This window comes from Sphingomonas sp. IBVSS2 (assembly GCF_002127225.1).
Taxonomy (GTDB): domain Bacteria; phylum Pseudomonadota; class Alphaproteobacteria; order Sphingomonadales; family Sphingomonadaceae; genus Sphingomonas.
Map to the genome: position 1 here is coordinate 31,906 of NZ_NFUR01000006.1, position 15,940 is coordinate 47,845.

Consider the following 15,940-nt stretch of genomic DNA (forward strand, 5'->3'; position numbering starts at 1 on the left):
TCAGGCATATGACCCCAGCCTTGTTCCGCATCGCCCCCGAGGACAGCACTGCCACGGCACTGCGCGACATGGCCGCCGGCGAGGAAGCGCTGGGCGTCACGCTCGCCGGGCCGGTGGCGAAGGGGCACAAGGTCGCCGTGAAGCCGATCGCAGCGGGCGAGCCGGTGCTCAAATTCGGCTTTCCCATCGGCCTGGCCACCCGCGCGATCGCGCCGGGCGAACATGTCCACACCCATAATGTCGCCACTGCGCTGGGCGGCAGCGGCGATTATGCCTTTGCGCCGGCCGCACAGGACCAAGCCCGGGCCGAGGGGCCGGCATTCCTCGGCTATCGCCGCGCCAGCGGCCGGGTGGGCACCCGCAACGAGATCTGGGTGATCCCCACCGTCGGCTGCGTCGCGCGTACCGCACAGAAGATCGCCGAACGCGCCGCGGCGCTGCATGCGGGCAAGATCGACGGCATCCACGCCTTTCCCCATCCGTTCGGCTGCTCGCAGCTGGGCGACGACCTGCAAGGCACGCGCGCGATCCTCGCCGCCCTGGCCAGCCATCCCAATGCGGGCGGCGTGCTGATCGTCGGGCTCGGCTGCGAGAACAACCAGATCAAGGGCATGCTGGAGGGGATCGACCACCCCAATCTGCGCACCCTGGGCGCGCAGATGGCGGATGACGAAGTCGAGGAAGGCGTGGCGCTGGTCGCCGAGCTCGTCGCCGCCGCGGCCGCCGAGCGGACCCCTGCCCCGCTCTCCGAGCTGGTGCTCGGCGTGAAGTGCGGCGGTTCGGACGGCTTTTCGGGGCTCACCGCCAATCCGCTGGTCGGGCGCATGGCCGACGCGGTCACCGGGGCGGGCGGCACCGCGATCCTCACCGAGATCCCCGAGATATTCGGAGCCGAGCAGCTGCTGATGGCGCGCGCCCGCGACGAGGCGGTGTTCGAAGCGATCGTGGCCCTGGTCAACGACTTCAAGGCCTATTTCACCCGGCATGGCGAGCCGGTCTCGGAGAACCCTTCTCCCGGCAACATCGCCGGCGGCATCACCACGCTCGAGGAGAAGTCGCTCGGAGCGGTGCAGAAGGCCGGGCATGCGATCGTCACCGATGTGATCCCCTATGGCGGGCGCGTGCGGCACCACGGCCTCACGCTGCTCGAAGCGCCCGGCAACGACGCCGTATCCTCCACCGCGCTCGCGGCGGCGGGCGCGACGGCGATCCTGTTTACCACCGGGCGCGGCACGCCGCTCGGCTTCCCGGTGCCGACGATCAAGATCGCCTCGAACAGCGACCTCGCCGCGCGCAAGCCCGGCTGGATCGATTTCGACGCCGGCCAGGTGCTCGAACTGGGCATGGATGCGGCCGCCGGCGCGCTGCTAGAGGCGATCGCCGCGATCGCATCGGGCGGGGAAACCGCCGCCGAGCGCAATGGCGAACGCGAGATCGCGATCTGGAAGCGCGGCGTCACGCTCTGACGGGCAGGGATTTTCCCAGGGATTGAAACATCTCCGTTTCGAAACGGTCGAGTCATGACTGTGCTGCCCGCCGGTTTCTGTTAACCATATCGCGCGCGACTCAGGGGGAATAGCGTGGCGATCATTCTGGCTTCGATCGGCAATCTGGCAGCGGGCGCGGCGCATGCCGCAGCCGCCCGGCCGATCAGCGCGGAAGCGATCTACTGGCCCGCCTGGATCCTGGTGGGCGGCGTGCTGATCGCGCTGCTGGTCGTCATCGGCGTGCTCACCTCGCTCAAGGCCGCGCTGCTCGCAAAGCCGAGGAAGCGCGACGAGGAATTCACCCGCATGCTCTGCAAGCAGGTGTGGAAGCACACGGCCACGGTTACCGACATATTCGCCCAGCGCCTGCGCCAGCCGCAGCGCGACCTGGTGACGCTGCGGGTGCTCCTCCGCCTGCTGCGCGAGGACATCGCCGGGCCGGTCAACTTCGTCGAACAGATGCGCCCGCACGCGCCGGCGACCTGGCCGGACTATGAGCTGTTCGCTGCCTTCAACAATTGGGGCGGCCAGATCTGCGCAATGGAATCGCAGCTGGCGGACATGCAGCAGATGCTGAGCTATCCGGCGGTGAAGGAGCCGGTGGACGCGCATCGCGACGCGATGCTCGTCCATTTCTATGCCACCGAGCAGGTGGCGATGGGCCAGACCGTGTCGACGCTCGGCAATCATGCGATCGCGGTGTGCGAGGCGGCGAAGAAGATACTGAAGAAGGAACCGGGCGGCTTCCGGTTCGGCGGGGGCGATCACGATCATGACGAACATGATCCTGGCTGCCCCGCCTGCGGCGCGCGCCAGCACGGCGTCTATGCCGGCGCCAATGCCCGCGACCTGTTGCCGCTGCCCGCCCTGCCGGATCCGCCCGAAAAGCCGAAGAAGAAGGAAGAGACCAGGCCCGTGGCGCAGACCTGCGGCTGCGCGACGCCCCGGCCCTGCCGTTGCGCCCCGGTGCCCTGTGCCTGCGCCTGCAGTTGCAAGACGGCGAGCACGCCCGCGCCGGCCCATCATTGATCGTTTCGACGGCGACGGAACATTGCTGCACTGCGATAAACCGGAGGCACCGGGCATTGAAGCGTTAACCCTCCTCCCTTAGGGTCGCGCGCAGGGGTTTTCCGGGTGGGTTGATGACCGAGTTTATCGTCTTCGCATATGCGATGCTGGCAATGTTCGTGATCCAGTCGATGCAGCGCAACAAACGCGAACAGCGCGCCGATTCGCAGATGGTCACCATGGTCGGCTGGGGGCTGTTCTCGCTCTCGTCCACGCTGGCGGTGCTGCTCGGCGCGGTTGCGCTGGCGCTCGCGCTGGGCGCCAATATCCCCCTTCCCCCGGGCTTCGAAGCGCCGCTATCCTGAGCGGCATGCCGCTTTACGAATTCGCGGGGCATCGCCCCCAGCTCGCCGAGGATGCCTGGATCGCGCCAAGCGCCGACCTGATCGGCGACGTGCGCCTGGCCGCGCTCGCCTCGATATGGTTCGGCGCGGTCATCCGCGCGGACAACACGCCGATCCTGGTGGGCGCCCGCTCGAACATCCAGGACGGGGCCATGCTCCATTCCGATCCGGGCGCGCCCTGCACCGTGGGCGAGGACGTGACCGTGGGCCATCACGCCATCCTGCACGGCTGCACGATCGGCGACCGCACGCTGATCGGCATGGGCGCGACGATCCTGAACCGCGCGGTGATCGGCGAGGATTGCCTGGTCGGCGCGGGGGCGCTGGTGACGGAGGGCAAGACCTTCCCCGCCGGCCATCTGATCGTCGGCTCGCCGGCCAAGGCGATCCGGCCGCTCGACGACATGCAGAAGGCGTTGCTCAAGGCCAGCGCCGCGCTCTACGCCGCCAAGCAGCGCGAATATGCCGCAGGGTTGAAACGGGTCGACTGATCCGCCGCCTGTCGCTTGGACAATCGTCACATTGCCGTTCTAGCCCGAACCTCTTTCGAGTCGGGTCGGGGTGTCGTGATGGGTTTGTTCGACTGGTTGAAGCGCCGCGTCGGGGCGCAGGCTCCGACGCCGGTGCCGGTCGCACTACCGGCCCCGGCCGCAGCCCCCGAAGTGGAGCCCGAGGGGCTGTGGCAGACGGGCGTCGAGGCCGATCGCCTCTGGGTGCGCGATCCCGAGGGCGATCGCCAGGCCGTGACGCTCGACGCACTCGCGGCGGTCGCGATCGAGACCAGCGATACCGGCCCCGACGGGCGCGGCGCCTGGTGGCTGTTCTACGGGCCGGACGAGGACGTCGCCTTCACCCTGCCGCTGGGCGCGCGCGGCGAAGGCGCGATGGTCGAGCGGATCGCCGCGCTGCCGGGCTTTCGCCACGATGCCTATGCCACCGCGATTCGATCGGCCGACATCGATACCTTCGTGATCTGGCAGCGGCCGTTCGACTAATTGTCGAGGCGGCGCGTCACCTCATAGCCGGCCTTGCGCAAGGCCATCACCGCGGCCAGCGCCTGGTAATGGCTCTCCTGGCCCGCCTCATAGAGCTTGCCGCTCTGCTGCGTCGCGGCCTCGATCGCCTTGCGAACGATGACGTACATCTCGTTGGTGACCATATCGGGCTCCCGGGGCCGTTGCGTGAGGCGATAATGGGGAATCGCGCCGCCCGCTTCAATATGGGTACGGCCGAGTCGGCCCTGTCACCGGAGTGATTGCGCCGCGCGCGACCATGCATGCCGTAGCGTCGCCGGCATCGGGCTGGACGGCCATTCCGGTTTCGCTACAAAACTGGTCCATGGCTCTGCCCCCGCTCTTCGATCGCCTGCGCCTTCCCGTCATCGGATCGCCGCTGTTCATCATCTCGGTGCCCGATCTGGTCATCGCCCAGTGCAAGGCGGGGATCGTCGGTTCCTTCCCGGCGCTCAACGCGCGGCCGGACACCAGGCTCGACGAATGGCTCCACCAGATCACCGAGGAACTGGCCGCCTGGGACCGCGATCATCCGGACACGCCCGCCGCGCCCTTCGCGGTCAACCAGATCGTCCACCGCTCCAATCCGCGCCTGGAGCATGACGTGGCGGCCTGCGCCAAATGGAAGGCGCCGATCGTGATCACTTCGCTCGGCGCGCGGCCCGAGCTCAACGACGCGGTGCATGGCTGGGGCGGCATCACGCTGCACGACGTGATCGACGATCGCTTCGCCCACAAGGCGATCGAGAAGGGCGCGGACGGGCTGATCCTCGTCGCGGCCGGCGCCGGGGGCCATGCGGGCCGCCTCAGCCCCTTCGCGCTCGTCCAGGAAGTGCGCGAATGGTTCGATGGCCCGGTGGTGCTCTCGGGCGCGATCGCCAATGGCCGCTCGGTGCTGGCCGCCCAGGCGATGGGGGCCGACCTCGCCTATATCGGCTCGCCTTTCATCGCCACCGACGAGGCCAATGCCGCACCCGCCTACAAGCAGGGCATCGTGGACGGGACGGCGGACGATATCGTCTATTCGAACCTGTTCACCGGCGTGCACGGCAATTATCTGAAGGCGTCGGTCGTCAATGCCGGGCTGGACCCGGACAATCTCCCGGAAAGCGATCCCAGCGCGATGAACTTCGGCGGCGCAAAGGCCTGGAAGGACATCTGGGGATCGGGCCAGGGCATCGGCGCGGTGCATGCGATCGAGCCCGCCACGGTGAAGATCGACCGAATGAAGCGGGAATATGCCGCGGCCAGGGCGGCGCTCTGCGGCTGAGCCGGCGCGGCGAGGATCAGAAAGCGGCGGCCAGCCGGTCCATCATCGAGCGCGCCGGGCTTTCGATCGCCGGCGCCTCCCCCAGCGACTCGTCGAGCCGGGCCACGCGGCGATACAGATCGATGCTGGTGTTGATGATCGCCACCGCCTGGGGCGGCATTGCGTCGAGCAGCGCCTCTTCGGTTTCCGGTGCGTCGCCCAGCCGGCGCGAGGAGGCAAGCGCGTCGTGCGGCGTCAACTCGCCGGCATCGACCGCGCGCTGGGTGAGCAGCCAGGCGATGATGTGCATCAGCCGCGTCGTCACCTTGAGCGACTCGCAGGAGAAGGCGACGCGATTCAAGGCCTCCAGCGCCTCGCGCTCGTCACGGCCCAGTTCGTCGAAATAGGCACGCGCCTCGTCGGCCAGCAGCATCGCCTCGACATAGAGCGTGTCGATCAGCTTGCGATGGATCGTCGTCGTGCCCTGTCTGCCCATGAAAACAACGCTGCCACAGCCCGCATGGTAACGAAATGCTTAATTTCGCAGTGATTTCGTCCCGATCCGGATCAGGCGATTATATCGGGGATCAACTGGTCCTCGAGCAGCGCGATCTCGTCGCGCAGCATGAGCTTGCGCTTCTTGAGGCGCGCGATCTGGAGCTGGTCGGACGTGCCCGTGGCGAGCAGCGCGTCGATCGCTGCATCCAGGTCGCGATGCTCGGTCCGCACCGCTTCGAGCCGTCGCACAATCTCTTTCTCGTCCATCGCGAAAGCCCCCGTAGCGGGATCTCCCTGCACCAGCCCGAGAGGCTCCGCAACGGATCATCGCGCTATTTCCGCATGCTGTCGATTAGCCGCCGGTTAGCCGCGTTTCCCCCGCGACAAAGCTGTGGAAAAGTGATCTAGTCACAGGTTCCGGCCACCCGAAGAAGGAGACTGCTTCGATGCAGAACGCGCATTTCTCGGCACTTTCGGCCAAGCACTCGGTGCTCGACCAGCGAATCGCCGCCGAATCGCAAAGGCCCCGACCCGACCAGATGGTCCTGGCTTCCCTGAAGAAGCAGAAGCTTCGCATCAAGGAAGAAATGGCGCGTTAGAAGCGCCGCGCAAAAGGGGTGTGGCCCAAGCCGCACCCCGACTGCGCGAAGTCTCCGAAACCTGGTTCCGAAATGATTCGAGCCGCTGGATATCCGGCTCGGAAAGACGCTAGCGGCGCGTGAAGATCGGCTTTACGAAAGTCGGCGTCTGCGTGCCCCCGCCCACCGGCTTGCGGGCAAGCAGGGGGTCGATCGGCGTGTCGAAGGCAATGCCGACACGGCCATCGGTCGCCCAGGCGATACGGCCGCTGACCCAGCCCACGCCGCGCACCTCAACCTCCACCGGCGCGCCCCGCTCGATCGGCTGCGTATATTCGGCCATCAGCCCGCCCTGCGAAAGATTGCGCACGCGCACCTGCTCGTCCGGGCGCCCCGCCACGCGGAACTGCGCGGCCAGCATCAGGCTGTCGCGCGAACCGTTGCGCTGGCTGGCGGCGAAATCGTCCGCCGAGAGCGCAGTGAGAGGGTCGAAGGGAAACTGGTCCATCATGTCGCTCGAAACGCAAAGAGTTACGCGCGCAGAATAGAGCAGCAAACCTTGTCGAAACCGTAAACGAAGGCCGAAAATGTGCCTCCGCCGCCGAACCGGGGAGGCACAAAAAAGGAGGCCCTCAGCCCCCCGTCATTCGTCCCGCGATACCTTCTCGTTGCGCTCGTGGCGTTCCTGCGCCTCGACGGTCATCGTCGCGATCGGCCGCGCTTCCAGACGGCCGAGGCTGATCGGCTCGCCGGTCACCTCGCAATAGCCATATTCGCCGTCCTCGATCCGGCGCAGCGCCGCGTCGATCTTGGAAATCAGCTTGCGCTGGCGGTCGCGCGTGCGCAGCTCGATCGACCAGTCGGTCTCGCTCGATGCGCGATCGGTGAGATCGGCCTCGCGCAGCGAGTCGGTCTGCAGCTGGTTGAGCGTCCCCGCGGCCTCGCGATAGATGTCGTCCTTCCACGCGTTCAGCTTGTTGCGGAAATATTCCAGCTGGCGCGGGTTCATGAAGGGTTCGTCGTTGCTCGGCCGATAGCCGTCGTCGCCGTCATTTGCGGCGGGAGGAACGCGTTTACCCGGTTCGTCGAAGCGATCCAAAACAGTAGCCATCCCCACTCTCCACTACGGTCCTCAGTAAGGCCCGAGCCTTACGGAGACCGTTTGCCCTGCGCGGCCCTATACTTACGCGCGACGGCGTTAACAAGCGCGCCGTCATTTTAATCCACAGGCGTAATACCCCGTAAATGGAGGGAAATTAGCAGCGGGTGAACCGCGGCCCGATCCACCGGGAATTAACCGAGAATGTTCATGAACCGGCGGCCACGAAACACGCGCCTCGTGCCGAAGTAGAACATTAACCACGCCAACAGAAATCCAGAGCGCGAAAAATACGCGCAAACATGGTTAAGCCGCCTTAACGGCATTGCACTTAACAATTTGTTTTGCACTTTTCGGGCATTGACCAGCGTGAAGCTGCTGACGGTCCCGCGGGGAGCGACACGCCAGCAACGGGAAGAGTGGGAACAATGTCGGTTCGCATGGCCTTGGCTAAACTGTGCGCCTGCACTTGCGGGGGCGCAGTGATCGGCGGCGGTGGCGTCTACGTCACCGAACGCATCCATCAGCCGCGCGTGGTGAAGCACGTCACCGTCACGAAGAAGCGCGTCGTGAAGCGCACCGTGGCGCGTCCCGTGAAGCGAGTCGTCAAGCGCACGGTCACCACCACTACCCAGGGCCAGCCCCAGGTCGTCGTCGTCACCGCGCAGGGCGCGCCGATCCCGGTGCCTCCGCCCTATGGCGAGATGCCGGTGGTTTCGTCGAGCAGCAGCGGCTCCTCCTCCTCCTCGGGCGTGATCGGCGGCTCGGGCGGCGGCGGCTTCATGGGCGGCTTCTTCGCGGGCGGGTTCTTCGGCGGCTCGAGCAGCTCCGGCGGGTCGAGCGGATCCAGCGGCATCAACATCGAGATCTCGTCGTCCAACTCCTCCTCTTCGGGCGGCTCGACTTCCACTTCCACCGGCGGTTCCTCGACCTCGACCGGCGGTTCGTCGACTTCCACCTCGACCGGAGGCTCCTCCACCTCCACGTCGAGCGGCCAGATCAGTTCGACATCGACCTCGTCGTCGAGCGGCGACGTCTCGTCCTCCACTTCGACGAGCTCCAGCACCTCGTCGTCCAACAGCTCCTCGACCAGTTCGTCCAATTCGTCTTCGACCTCGTCCTCCTCGAGCGGCCATTGGAGCAATTCGAGCGGCTGGAGTTCGAACGGCGGGCACGGATCGAGCAGCCACGGCGGCTGCCGGCGCGACTGCGGCGGCAGCAGCTCGGGCGGACCGGCACCGGTGCCGGCCCCGCCGATGATCCTGCTGTTCGGCGGCGCCGCGGCGGCGCTGGTCGCCCGCAAGCGCTTCATGAAGAAGAAGGCGCCGGACGAACAGCCGGAGGGCTGAGCCCGCCCTATTCGGCGTTGATCAGCGCTTCCTCGATCTGCGGGACGGTGTGGCGGGTCAGGTCCTTGGCGATCTCTGCCGTCAGGCGATCGCTCACTTCCTTGTGATAATGTTTGCGCAGCTCGCCCAGCGTGCGCGGCGGGGCGACGATGATCAGCGATTCGAATTCGTTGCGCAGCGCCCGCGCCTTGAGCAGGGCCGCAGCGTCGGCCGCGAAGCGATCCTCCTCGAGCTGGTGGAAATCGGTCTCCTCATAGGCGCTGCGCCGCGCGCCGACGCTCTGGAAGGAACGGCCGGGCGCGTCGCTCGCCTGCGCGCCATTGGCCGGGTTCTCCTGCTCCTCCTTGCGCTCCACCTGCAGGTTCGGGCGCAGCGCGTCGCCCTCGTTGCGCAGCATCAGCAGCTTGCGACCATCGGCAACCAGAACGATCGCATCATGGGGAACCCGCATATCCTGTCTCCTTCGTTGATCCTGCCGCACTGAACGCCGCCACGCGCGCCAGGGTTGCGCGCGGGCGGGAGCCCGGTCATACGCCCGGCCATGCACGACATCCGCGCCATCCGAGAGAATCCCGCTGCCTTCGACGCCGGCCTGGCGAAGCGCGGGCTGGAACCGCAGGCGGCCGAGCTCGTCGCCCTGGACGAGAAGCGCCGCGCGCTGATCACCGAGGTCCAGGCCGGCCTGGCGCGCCGCAACGAAGCCTCCAAGGCGATCGGCGCGGCCAAGGCGGCGAAGGACGAAGCCACCGCGGCGTCGCTGATGGCCGAAGTGGCCGGACTCAAGGAGCGCCTGCCCGCGCTCGAGGCGGAGGAGAAGGAAGCCGGCGAGGCGCTGGAGGCCCGGCTCGCGAGCCTGCCCAACCTCCCCTATGACGACGTGCCCCAGGGCGCCGACGAGGACGACAATGCCCTGATGGCGACCGTCGGCACGCCGACCGTCCTCGCCTTCCCGGCCCGGGAGCATGATGCGATCGGCCCGGCGCTCGGGCTCGATTTCGAAACCGGCGCGATGCTCTCGGGCGCGCGCTTCACGCTGGTGCGCGGCGCCGCCGCCAAGCTGCACCGCGCGCTCGGCCAGTTCATGCTCGATACGCTCGAGGCCCAGGGCTATGAGCAGACCGTCCCGCCGCTGCTGGTGCGCGACGAGGCGGTGTTCGGCACCGGCCAGCTGCCCAAATTCGCCGAGGACCTGTTCCGGACCACCGATGGCCGCTGGCTGATCCCCACCGCCGAGGTCTCGCTCACCAACATCGTGCGCGAGCAGATCCTGGCCGAGGAGGAGCTGCCGCTGCGCTTCACCGCGCTCACCGCCTGCTTCCGCTCCGAAGCCGGCGCCGCGGGCCGCGACACGCGCGGCTTCATCCGCCAGCACCAGTTCGAGAAGGTCGAGATGGTCTCGATCACCACGCCCGAGCAGAGCGAAGCGGAGCATGAGCGCATGACCGGGTGCGCCGAGGGCCTCCTCACGGCGCTGGGCTTGCCGTTCCGCCGCATGAAGCTGTGCACCGGCGACATGGGCTTCACCGCGGCGCGCACCTATGACCTGGAAGTGTGGCTGCCCGGCCAGGGCCGCTATCGCGAGATCTCGTCCTGCTCGACCTGCGGCGATTTCCAGGCGCGCCGGATGAACGCGCGCTACCGGCCCGCGGGCGAGCCGGCCGGCGGAGCCGGATCCGCCAAGAACCCGACCCGCTTCGTCCATACGCTCAACGGTTCGGGCCTGGCGGTGGGCCGTACGCTCGTCGCCGTGCTGGAAAACTACCAGCAGGAAGACGGATCGGTGGCGATCCCCGAGGCGCTCAAGCCCTATCTCAAGGGCCTGAACCGGCTCGAACCGGCAAACTGAGCACCTCCGCATTCAGACGTACCTGACGCGCGCGGAAATGCGCGATATGGTACGGCCGGTTATGGTTAATGTGGGGGTCGGGATGATGGGGGCAAGGCTGATGGCGCCGGTGGCGCTGCTGATGCTGGCTGCCTGCATTCCGCAGACTGGCGGCGGCTATCGCGATCCGGGCTATGATGCGCCGCCCGCGCGGCACCAGGATCGTCGCCCGCGCGGCCAGCCGGAGCAGGACGGATGGGAGCGCCCCGCGCTCGGCAACGAGCAGGACGTCCGCCGCCTCCCCGCCCCGCCGCCCGCCTGGCAGGCACGCAAGGTGCAGGCGGATTCGCGGGTGGTGGCGGGCACCAGCTACACCGTCCAGCCGGGCGATTCGCTGCGTTCGATCTCGATGAAGACCGGTGCCGGATCGGAAGCGATCGCCCGCGCCAACAACATCCCCTCGCCCTTCGTGATCCGCGTCGGCCAGAAGCTGACGATCCCGGGCGGCCGCTATCACCTGGTCCGCGACGGCGAGACCGGCATCGCCATCGCCATCGCCTATGGGGTCGACTGGTCGCGGATCATCGCGGTCAACGATCTGGAAGAGCCGTACATCCTGCGCACCGGCCAGCGGCTGCTGATCCCGGACACGGTTTCGCCTTCGGGCCGGCCCGAGACGATCGAGCAGCGCGCCGCGCGCTTCCATCTCGACCTGGGCGTCGACGACATCGTCACCGGCGGCCAGCCCGCCATCGCCGAAAAGGCCAAGCCGGCCCAGCCGACCGCTTCCTCCGCGCGGGTCCTGTCGCCCACCACGCCGGTGGCAGCGCCGGCACGGCTCGCCGGCGGCTTCCAATGGCCGCTCAAGGGCAATGTGATCCGGCGCTTCGGCCCCGGCGCGAGCGGGGAGCGCAATGACGGCATCAAGATCGCCGCGCCGCTCGACACGCCGGTGCTCGCCGCGGCGGATGGCGTGGTCGCCTATGTCGGATCGGACATCCCGGCGCTGGGCGGCCTGGTGATCCTTCGCCATGGCGATGGCTGGACGACGGTATATGGTCATGCCGGCCAGCTGCTCGTGCAGCGCGGCCAGGCAGTGAAGAAGGGCCAGATGATCGCGCTATCCGGCAATTCGGGCTTTGCGGACCGCCCGGAGCTCCATTTCGAGATCCGTCAGGGCCGCAGCCCCGTCGATCCGCTGCCGAGGCTGCCCGCGCGCTGATGGCGCTCAGGCCGCCCTCCACGCTGAAGCGCCGGTCGAGCATGCCCGTCTGGGCCTCGATCGGATGGCGGGTGCTGGCGGTGCTGGCCCTGCTCGCGCTGGCGGTGGGCGTCCATTGGATCGAGCGCGACGGGTTGAAGGATTCGGCCGACGGGCAGGTCAGCTTCCTCGACATCCTCTATTTCACGTCGATCTCGATAACCACGACCGGCTATGGCGACATCGTGCCGGTGAGCGATTCGGCGCGGATGTTCGACGCGTTCGTCGTCACGCCGATCCGCATCTTCGTGGTGCTGCTGTTCCTCGGCACCGCCTATAATTTCGTGCTCAAGCGCACCTGGGAAAAATGGCGTATGGCAGTGATCCAGCGGACCCTTTCGGGACACATCATCGTGGCCGGATACGGCACCACCGGCTCGGAAACCGTGGACGAGCTGATCGCGCGGGGCCGCAAGCCGGGCAACATCGTCGTGATCGACCAGAACGAAGCCAATGTGCCGAGGAGCGCGGCTGCATCGTCCTGCAGGCGGATGCGACGCGCGACCAGGTGCTCCAGGACGTGCACATCGCGAGCGCCGAATCGATGATCGTCTGCGCCGGCCGCGACGATACCTCGATCCTGATCACGCTCACGGCGCGGCACCTGGCGCAGGGCGTTCCGATCAGCGTGATCGTGCGCAACGAGGACAATGAGCTGCCGGCGCGGGCGGCGGGCGCGACCACGGTGGTGAACCCGGTGAGCTTCGCCGGGCTGCTGCTGGCCAGTTCGTGCCAGGGCCGCCATCTCGCCGACTATCTGACCGACCTCGCCTCGATCCATGGCACGGTCGAGCTTGCCGAGCGCAAGGTGCGGCCGGAAGAGATCGGCAAGCCATTGTCGGCGATCGCGACCGGCCTGGGCGTGCGCGTCTATCGCGGCAGCGTGGCGCTCGGCCACAAGGCGCCCGAAGCGCAGGCGCTGCAGGCCGGGGACACGATCCTGGAGATCGTGACCGGATAGAACCGGATAGAATGGGGAGCCTTATGTAAATCGTCGATTTTCCTGGAGGCCGGGCTCTCATTTCGTCACACCCGCGAAAGCGGGGAGGACGGTAGAGCGGATATGCGCCCCCACCTAGGATCCCCCGCCCCGCGCTACGGCTTGCAAAGTAGGATTTCGCCTGCTTGGCTCACGCAGCCAAGGCAACGGCCCGGCAGCTCTTTGACCCTGCAGGAAAGATAGGATCACGCTCGCGTAATAATGTTACGCGCGCGGAGCCGGCCGCGTGGGCGATCTTCGCGATCTTTGGCGCAGGCGTGCGATCGAAGCTAGAGGCTCTCCCGCGCCTCGTCGCACTCCTCGCATCCCTCATCCTCGCCATGGAGGAACACCAGCGGATCGGCCCGCACCCGCGCGGCCGCGATCCGCACCAGGTCCCCGGCGTCCATCAGCCGGGCCTCGGCATGGCCGACCCTGCCCTCGCGCAGCATGCCCTCCGCCTTCAGCCAGGCATTCGCCAGCTCGAACTTCTCGCAACAGCTGTCATTCTCGCCGTAATGCACTTCGGCGCCGCTGGCATCGATATAGTGGAAGTCGCTGCGATAGGGCGCGCCGCCGACCAGCTCGGCCAGGTGCAGCATGGTGTTGGCGTGATGGCCGACGCCGAGCAACAGCACCTGCCCGCCGGCCTGGCGGACCCGGTCGATCGCGCTGTCCGGCGCGGCGGGCGGCAGCACGAACGGGCCGCGGGCGATCCACTCGGCCCGGGGCCCGCGCGCCGAGACCGCGTCGAAATGCGCGCTGCGCAGCACGCCGGGCATGCGCCAGAACAGGTCGGCGACGACACCCAGATCGTCGCGATTGGGCGTGACCGCCGGATCGAAGGGCGCGTCGTCGTCGCCGGTCGCCGAGGGCATGGCGAGCGTGCCCTCCGGCCCCAGCACCGCGGTGAGCGCTTCGACCAATCCCTCGGGGCCGCCCTCGATCGGACGGACGGCGCGATAGCTCATATGGACGAGCAGCACGCCGCCTTCGCGCACGCCCAGTTCGCGCAGCTGCGCGCGCAGCTTCTCTCGGGAGATCATCTCCATCTTGACGCTCATGCCATCCCGGCCATGGTCGCGCCATGCCCGAAATGCTCTTCGCCCGCCTCGTTCCGGTCCTGCTGCTGATCGGCTCGAACGTCTTCATGACCCTTGCCTGGTACGGGCATCTGAAGTTCAAGCAGGCGCCGTTGCTGCTCGTCATCCTGGCGAGCTGGAGCATTGCCTTCGTCGAATATTGCCTGGCGGTGCCGGCCAATCGCTGGGGCAGCGCGGTCTATTCGGCGGCGCAGCTCAAGGCGATGCAGGAAGTGATCACGCTCACCGTGTTCGTCGGCTTCTCGATCCTCTATCTCGGGCAGAAGATCACGGTGAATCACCTGATCGGCTTCGCGCTGATCGCCGCGGGCGCCTGGTTCATCTTCCGCGCGCCCGGCTGAAGCGGCCGGCGGCGGAATCCGCCCCGGAAAGCACCGGCCTAGCTTTTTCGGCGAAAATCCCTATGTCGCCCGCCAATCATGGCAACCAAACTCCCCGAGGCGCCCCGCGTGGGCATGGTGTCGCTCGGCTGTCCCAAGAACCTGGTCGACAGCGAACGGATCCTCACCAAGCTGCGCAGCGACGGCTATGCGATGTCGCCCGACTATGCCGGCGCCGATGTCGTGCTGGTCAACACCTGCGGCTTCCTGGACAGCGCCAAGGAAGAATCGCTCGAGGCGATCGGCGAGGCGATCGCCGAGAATGGCCGGGTGATCGTCACGGGCTGCATGGGCAAGGAGGCCGAGACGATCCGTGCCCGCTTCCCCAATGTGCTCGCCGTCACCGGCGCGCATCAATATGAGGAAGTGGTCGGCGCGGTGCACGAGGCGGCGCCGATGCCGCCCTCGCCCTTCGTCAACCTGGTGCCGGACGCGGGGCTGAAGCTCACCCCGCGCCACTACAGCTATCTGAAGATCTCCGAGGGCTGCAACCATCGCTGCGCCTTCTGCATCATCCCGGCGCTGCGCGGCGACCTGGTCAGCCGCCGCCCCGACGCGATCCTGCGCGAGGCGGAGAAGCTGGTGGAGGCCGGGACGAAGGAGCTGCTGGTCATCAGCCAGGACACATCGGCGTACGGCGTCGACATCCGCAAGGAGCCGCGCCTGTGGAAGGGTCAGGAAGTGATCCCCCACATGACCGACCTCGCCCGCGAGCTCGGCAGGATCGCGCCCTGGGTGCGGCTGCACTATGTCTATCCCTATCCGCATGTCGACCAGGTCATCCCGCTGATGGCCGAGGGGCTGATCCTCCCCTATCTCGACATTCCGTTCCAGCATGCGAGCCCGAGCGTCCTGCGCTCGATGAAGCGCCCGGCCAACGAAGCCAAGGTGCTCGAGCGGCTGAAGAAGTGGCGCGAGATCGCGCCGGACCTGACGATCCGCTCGACCTTCGTGGTCGGCTTCCCCGGCGAGACGGAAGCGGACTTCCAGTATCTCCTCGACTGGCTCGACGAAGCCCAGCTCGACCGGGTCGGCGCGTTTCGCTTCGAGCCGGTCGAGGGTGCCGCCGCCAACAGCCTGCCCGGCGCGGTGCCGGAAGAGGTCAAGGAAGAGCGCTATGCCCGGATCATGGCGAAGACCGCGGCAATCTCCGCCGCCAAGCTCCAGGCCAAGATCGGCCGCACGCTCGAGGTGATCATCGACGAGGTCGGCGAGGAAGGCGGCGCCACCGGCCGCAGCCAGGCCGACGCCCCGGAGATCGACGGCGAGGTGTTCCTGCGCGACGCGGGGCATCTCGGCCAGGGCGATATCGTCCGGGTCGAGATCGAGGATGCGGACGAGCACGACCTTTACGGCGTGCCGCTCGCCTGACGCGAGCAAGGCGGTGCCGCGGGAGCACCGCCCGCCCCCTAGAGCTCAGCGCGCCTTGGCGTTCAGCCCCATCACCGCTTCGACGGCCGTCGCGACGGCGAGCCCGCCGAAGAACGCCGTCAATCCGGTGACCATCAGCCCCTGATCGCGCAGCATCGGCTCGAACAGATTGACGGCGATCACGCCGCCCGCCGCGCCGAGAATGCCGTCGACCAGCCGCCACCAGGGCTCGGGATCCGGATGCGGCGGACGTGGCCAGCGCCACCAGCCCGGCCATTTGGTGCCGCACCATCCCATCATCGCTGCGAATGCAAACAACATGGCAATCCCTCTCCC

At 67.6% G+C, this 15,940-nt stretch carries 21 protein-coding genes and 1 pseudogene; 12 read left to right on the forward strand and 10 right to left on the reverse strand.

The window, feature by feature from the left end:
• Nucleotides 1–8 precede the first annotated feature (8 nt).
• From CAP40_RS17505 to CAP40_RS17525, 5 genes are all read left to right on the forward strand, one after another.
• Entirely contained in the window at nt 9–1,466 is a 1,458-nt protein-coding gene (locus tag CAP40_RS17505; protein ID WP_086130847.1) for a UxaA family hydrolase, read from the forward strand.
• A 114-nt stretch (nt 1,467–1,580) separates the two neighbouring features.
• Nucleotides 1,581–2,516, forward strand: a complete 936-nt coding sequence (locus CAP40_RS17510) for a hypothetical protein (protein WP_086130848.1) — start codon at nt 1,581–1,583, stop codon at nt 2,514–2,516.
• A 113-nt stretch (nt 2,517–2,629) separates the two neighbouring features.
• Nucleotides 2,630–2,860 (forward strand): hypothetical protein, encoded by a 231-nt coding sequence (locus tag CAP40_RS17515; RefSeq protein ID WP_086130849.1) that lies wholly within the window; start codon nt 2,630–2,632, stop codon nt 2,858–2,860.
• A 5-nt stretch (nt 2,861–2,865) separates the two neighbouring features.
• Nucleotides 2,866–3,390: a gamma carbonic anhydrase family protein gene (locus CAP40_RS17520; protein ID WP_086130850.1), complete on the forward strand. Its 525-nt coding sequence runs from the start codon at nt 2,866–2,868 to the stop codon at nt 3,388–3,390.
• Nucleotides 3,391–3,468: 78 nt separating this feature from the next.
• On the forward strand, nt 3,469–3,894 hold the full coding sequence (locus tag CAP40_RS17525; protein ID WP_086130851.1) for a hypothetical protein: 426 nt from the start codon (nt 3,469–3,471) through the stop codon (nt 3,892–3,894).
• On the opposite strand, the gene CAP40_RS20565 is transcribed toward CAP40_RS17525, so the two are convergent.
• Complete coding sequence (locus tag CAP40_RS20565; RefSeq protein ID WP_179188337.1) at nt 3,891–4,058, reverse strand: hypothetical protein; 168 nt, start codon at nt 4,056–4,058, stop codon at nt 3,891–3,893. The two genes, CAP40_RS17525 and CAP40_RS20565, sit on opposite strands and share 4 nt — an antisense overlap.
• Before the next feature lie 179 nt (nt 4,059–4,237).
• Here CAP40_RS20565 and CAP40_RS17530 point away from each other — a divergent pair, with 179 nt between their 5' ends.
• Nucleotides 4,238–5,182, forward strand: a complete 945-nt coding sequence (locus CAP40_RS17530; protein ID WP_086130852.1) for a nitronate monooxygenase family protein — start codon at nt 4,238–4,240, stop codon at nt 5,180–5,182.
• A gap of 16 nt (nt 5,183–5,198) precedes the next feature.
• Here CAP40_RS17530 and CAP40_RS17535 read toward each other — a convergent pair whose 3' ends face one another.
• Together CAP40_RS17535 and CAP40_RS17540 are read right to left on the reverse strand one after the other, a co-directional pair.
• Nucleotides 5,199–5,657, reverse strand: a complete 459-nt coding sequence (locus CAP40_RS17535) for a DUF1465 family protein (protein ID WP_086130853.1) — start codon at nt 5,655–5,657, stop codon at nt 5,199–5,201.
• A 71-nt stretch (nt 5,658–5,728) separates the two neighbouring features.
• Entirely contained in the window at nt 5,729–5,926 is a 198-nt protein-coding gene (locus tag CAP40_RS17540; protein WP_086130854.1) for a YdcH family protein, read from the reverse strand.
• A gap of 179 nt (nt 5,927–6,105) precedes the next feature.
• On the opposite strand from CAP40_RS17540, the gene CAP40_RS17545 reads away from it, so the two are divergent.
• A complete protein-coding gene (locus tag CAP40_RS17545; RefSeq protein ID WP_078103281.1) occupies nt 6,106–6,258 on the forward strand; it encodes a YdcH family protein in 153 nt (50 codons plus the stop codon).
• A gap of 109 nt (nt 6,259–6,367) precedes the next feature.
• Here the strand turns inward: CAP40_RS17545 and CAP40_RS17550 are convergent, their stop codons facing one another.
• The 5 genes from CAP40_RS17550 to CAP40_RS17565 form a co-directional block, all read right to left on the reverse strand.
• Nucleotides 6,368–6,748, reverse strand: coding sequence for a PilZ domain-containing protein (locus CAP40_RS17550; RefSeq protein ID WP_306298594.1), 381 nt, complete (start codon nt 6,746–6,748; stop codon nt 6,368–6,370).
• 132 nt (nt 6,749–6,880) lie between these two features.
• On the reverse strand, nt 6,881–7,348 hold the full coding sequence (gene dksA / locus CAP40_RS17555) for an RNA polymerase-binding protein DksA (protein ID WP_086130855.1): 468 nt from the start codon (nt 7,346–7,348) through the stop codon (nt 6,881–6,883).
• Between the two features lie 511 nt (nt 7,349–7,859).
• Entirely contained in the window at nt 7,860–7,997 is a 138-nt protein-coding gene (locus CAP40_RS20570) for a hypothetical protein (protein ID WP_179188339.1), read from the reverse strand.
• Between the two features lie 33 nt (nt 7,998–8,030).
• Nucleotides 8,031–8,648: a hypothetical protein gene (locus CAP40_RS20575; protein ID WP_179188341.1), complete on the reverse strand. Its 618-nt coding sequence runs from the start codon at nt 8,646–8,648 to the stop codon at nt 8,031–8,033.
• A gap of 44 nt (nt 8,649–8,692) precedes the next feature.
• A complete protein-coding gene (locus tag CAP40_RS17565) occupies nt 8,693–9,136 on the reverse strand; it encodes a host attachment family protein (protein ID WP_086130857.1) in 444 nt (147 codons plus the stop codon).
• 90 nt (nt 9,137–9,226) lie between these two features.
• Between CAP40_RS17565 and serS the strand changes: the two genes are divergently transcribed.
• The 3 genes and pseudogenes from serS to CAP40_RS17580 all read left to right on the forward strand — a co-directional run bounded on the left by serS (nt 9,227) and on the right by CAP40_RS17580 (nt 12,732).
• Nucleotides 9,227–10,531: a serine--tRNA ligase gene (gene serS, locus CAP40_RS17570; RefSeq protein WP_086130858.1), complete on the forward strand. Its 1,305-nt coding sequence runs from the start codon at nt 9,227–9,229 to the stop codon at nt 10,529–10,531.
• Nucleotides 10,532–10,613: 82 nt separating this feature from the next.
• Nucleotides 10,614–11,732 (forward strand): peptidoglycan DD-metalloendopeptidase family protein, encoded by a 1,119-nt coding sequence (locus CAP40_RS17575; RefSeq protein ID WP_373384954.1) that lies wholly within the window; start codon nt 10,614–10,616, stop codon nt 11,730–11,732.
• A pseudogene (locus tag CAP40_RS17580) lies at nt 11,732–12,732 on the forward strand (TrkA family potassium uptake protein). The gene CAP40_RS17575 and the pseudogene CAP40_RS17580 overlap by 1 nt, the downstream one beginning before the upstream one ends.
• Nucleotides 12,733–13,040: 308 nt before the next feature.
• Here the strand turns inward: CAP40_RS17580 and CAP40_RS17585 are convergent.
• The gene (locus tag CAP40_RS17585; RefSeq protein ID WP_306298595.1) at nt 13,041–13,814 is read right to left on the reverse strand and encodes an AAC(3) family N-acetyltransferase; all 774 of its coding nucleotides are present in this window, start codon (nt 13,812–13,814) and stop codon (nt 13,041–13,043) included.
• A gap of 23 nt (nt 13,815–13,837) precedes the next feature.
• Between CAP40_RS17585 and CAP40_RS17590 the strand changes: the two genes are divergently transcribed.
• On the forward strand, nt 13,838–14,194 hold the full coding sequence (locus CAP40_RS17590; RefSeq protein ID WP_218822171.1) for a DMT family protein: 357 nt from the start codon (nt 13,838–13,840) through the stop codon (nt 14,192–14,194).
• A 78-nt stretch (nt 14,195–14,272) separates the two neighbouring features.
• Entirely contained in the window at nt 14,273–15,604 is a 1,332-nt protein-coding gene (rimO, locus tag CAP40_RS17595) for a 30S ribosomal protein S12 methylthiotransferase RimO (protein WP_086130860.1), read from the forward strand.
• 45 nt (nt 15,605–15,649) lie between these two features.
• Here the strand turns inward: rimO and CAP40_RS17600 are convergent, their stop codons facing one another.
• Nucleotides 15,650–15,925 carry a hypothetical protein gene (locus tag CAP40_RS17600; RefSeq protein WP_086130861.1) on the reverse strand — a complete coding sequence of 92 codons (276 nt, stop codon included), beginning with the start codon at nt 15,923–15,925 and terminating at the stop codon, nt 15,650–15,652.
• Nucleotides 15,926–15,940 lie beyond the last annotated feature (15 nt).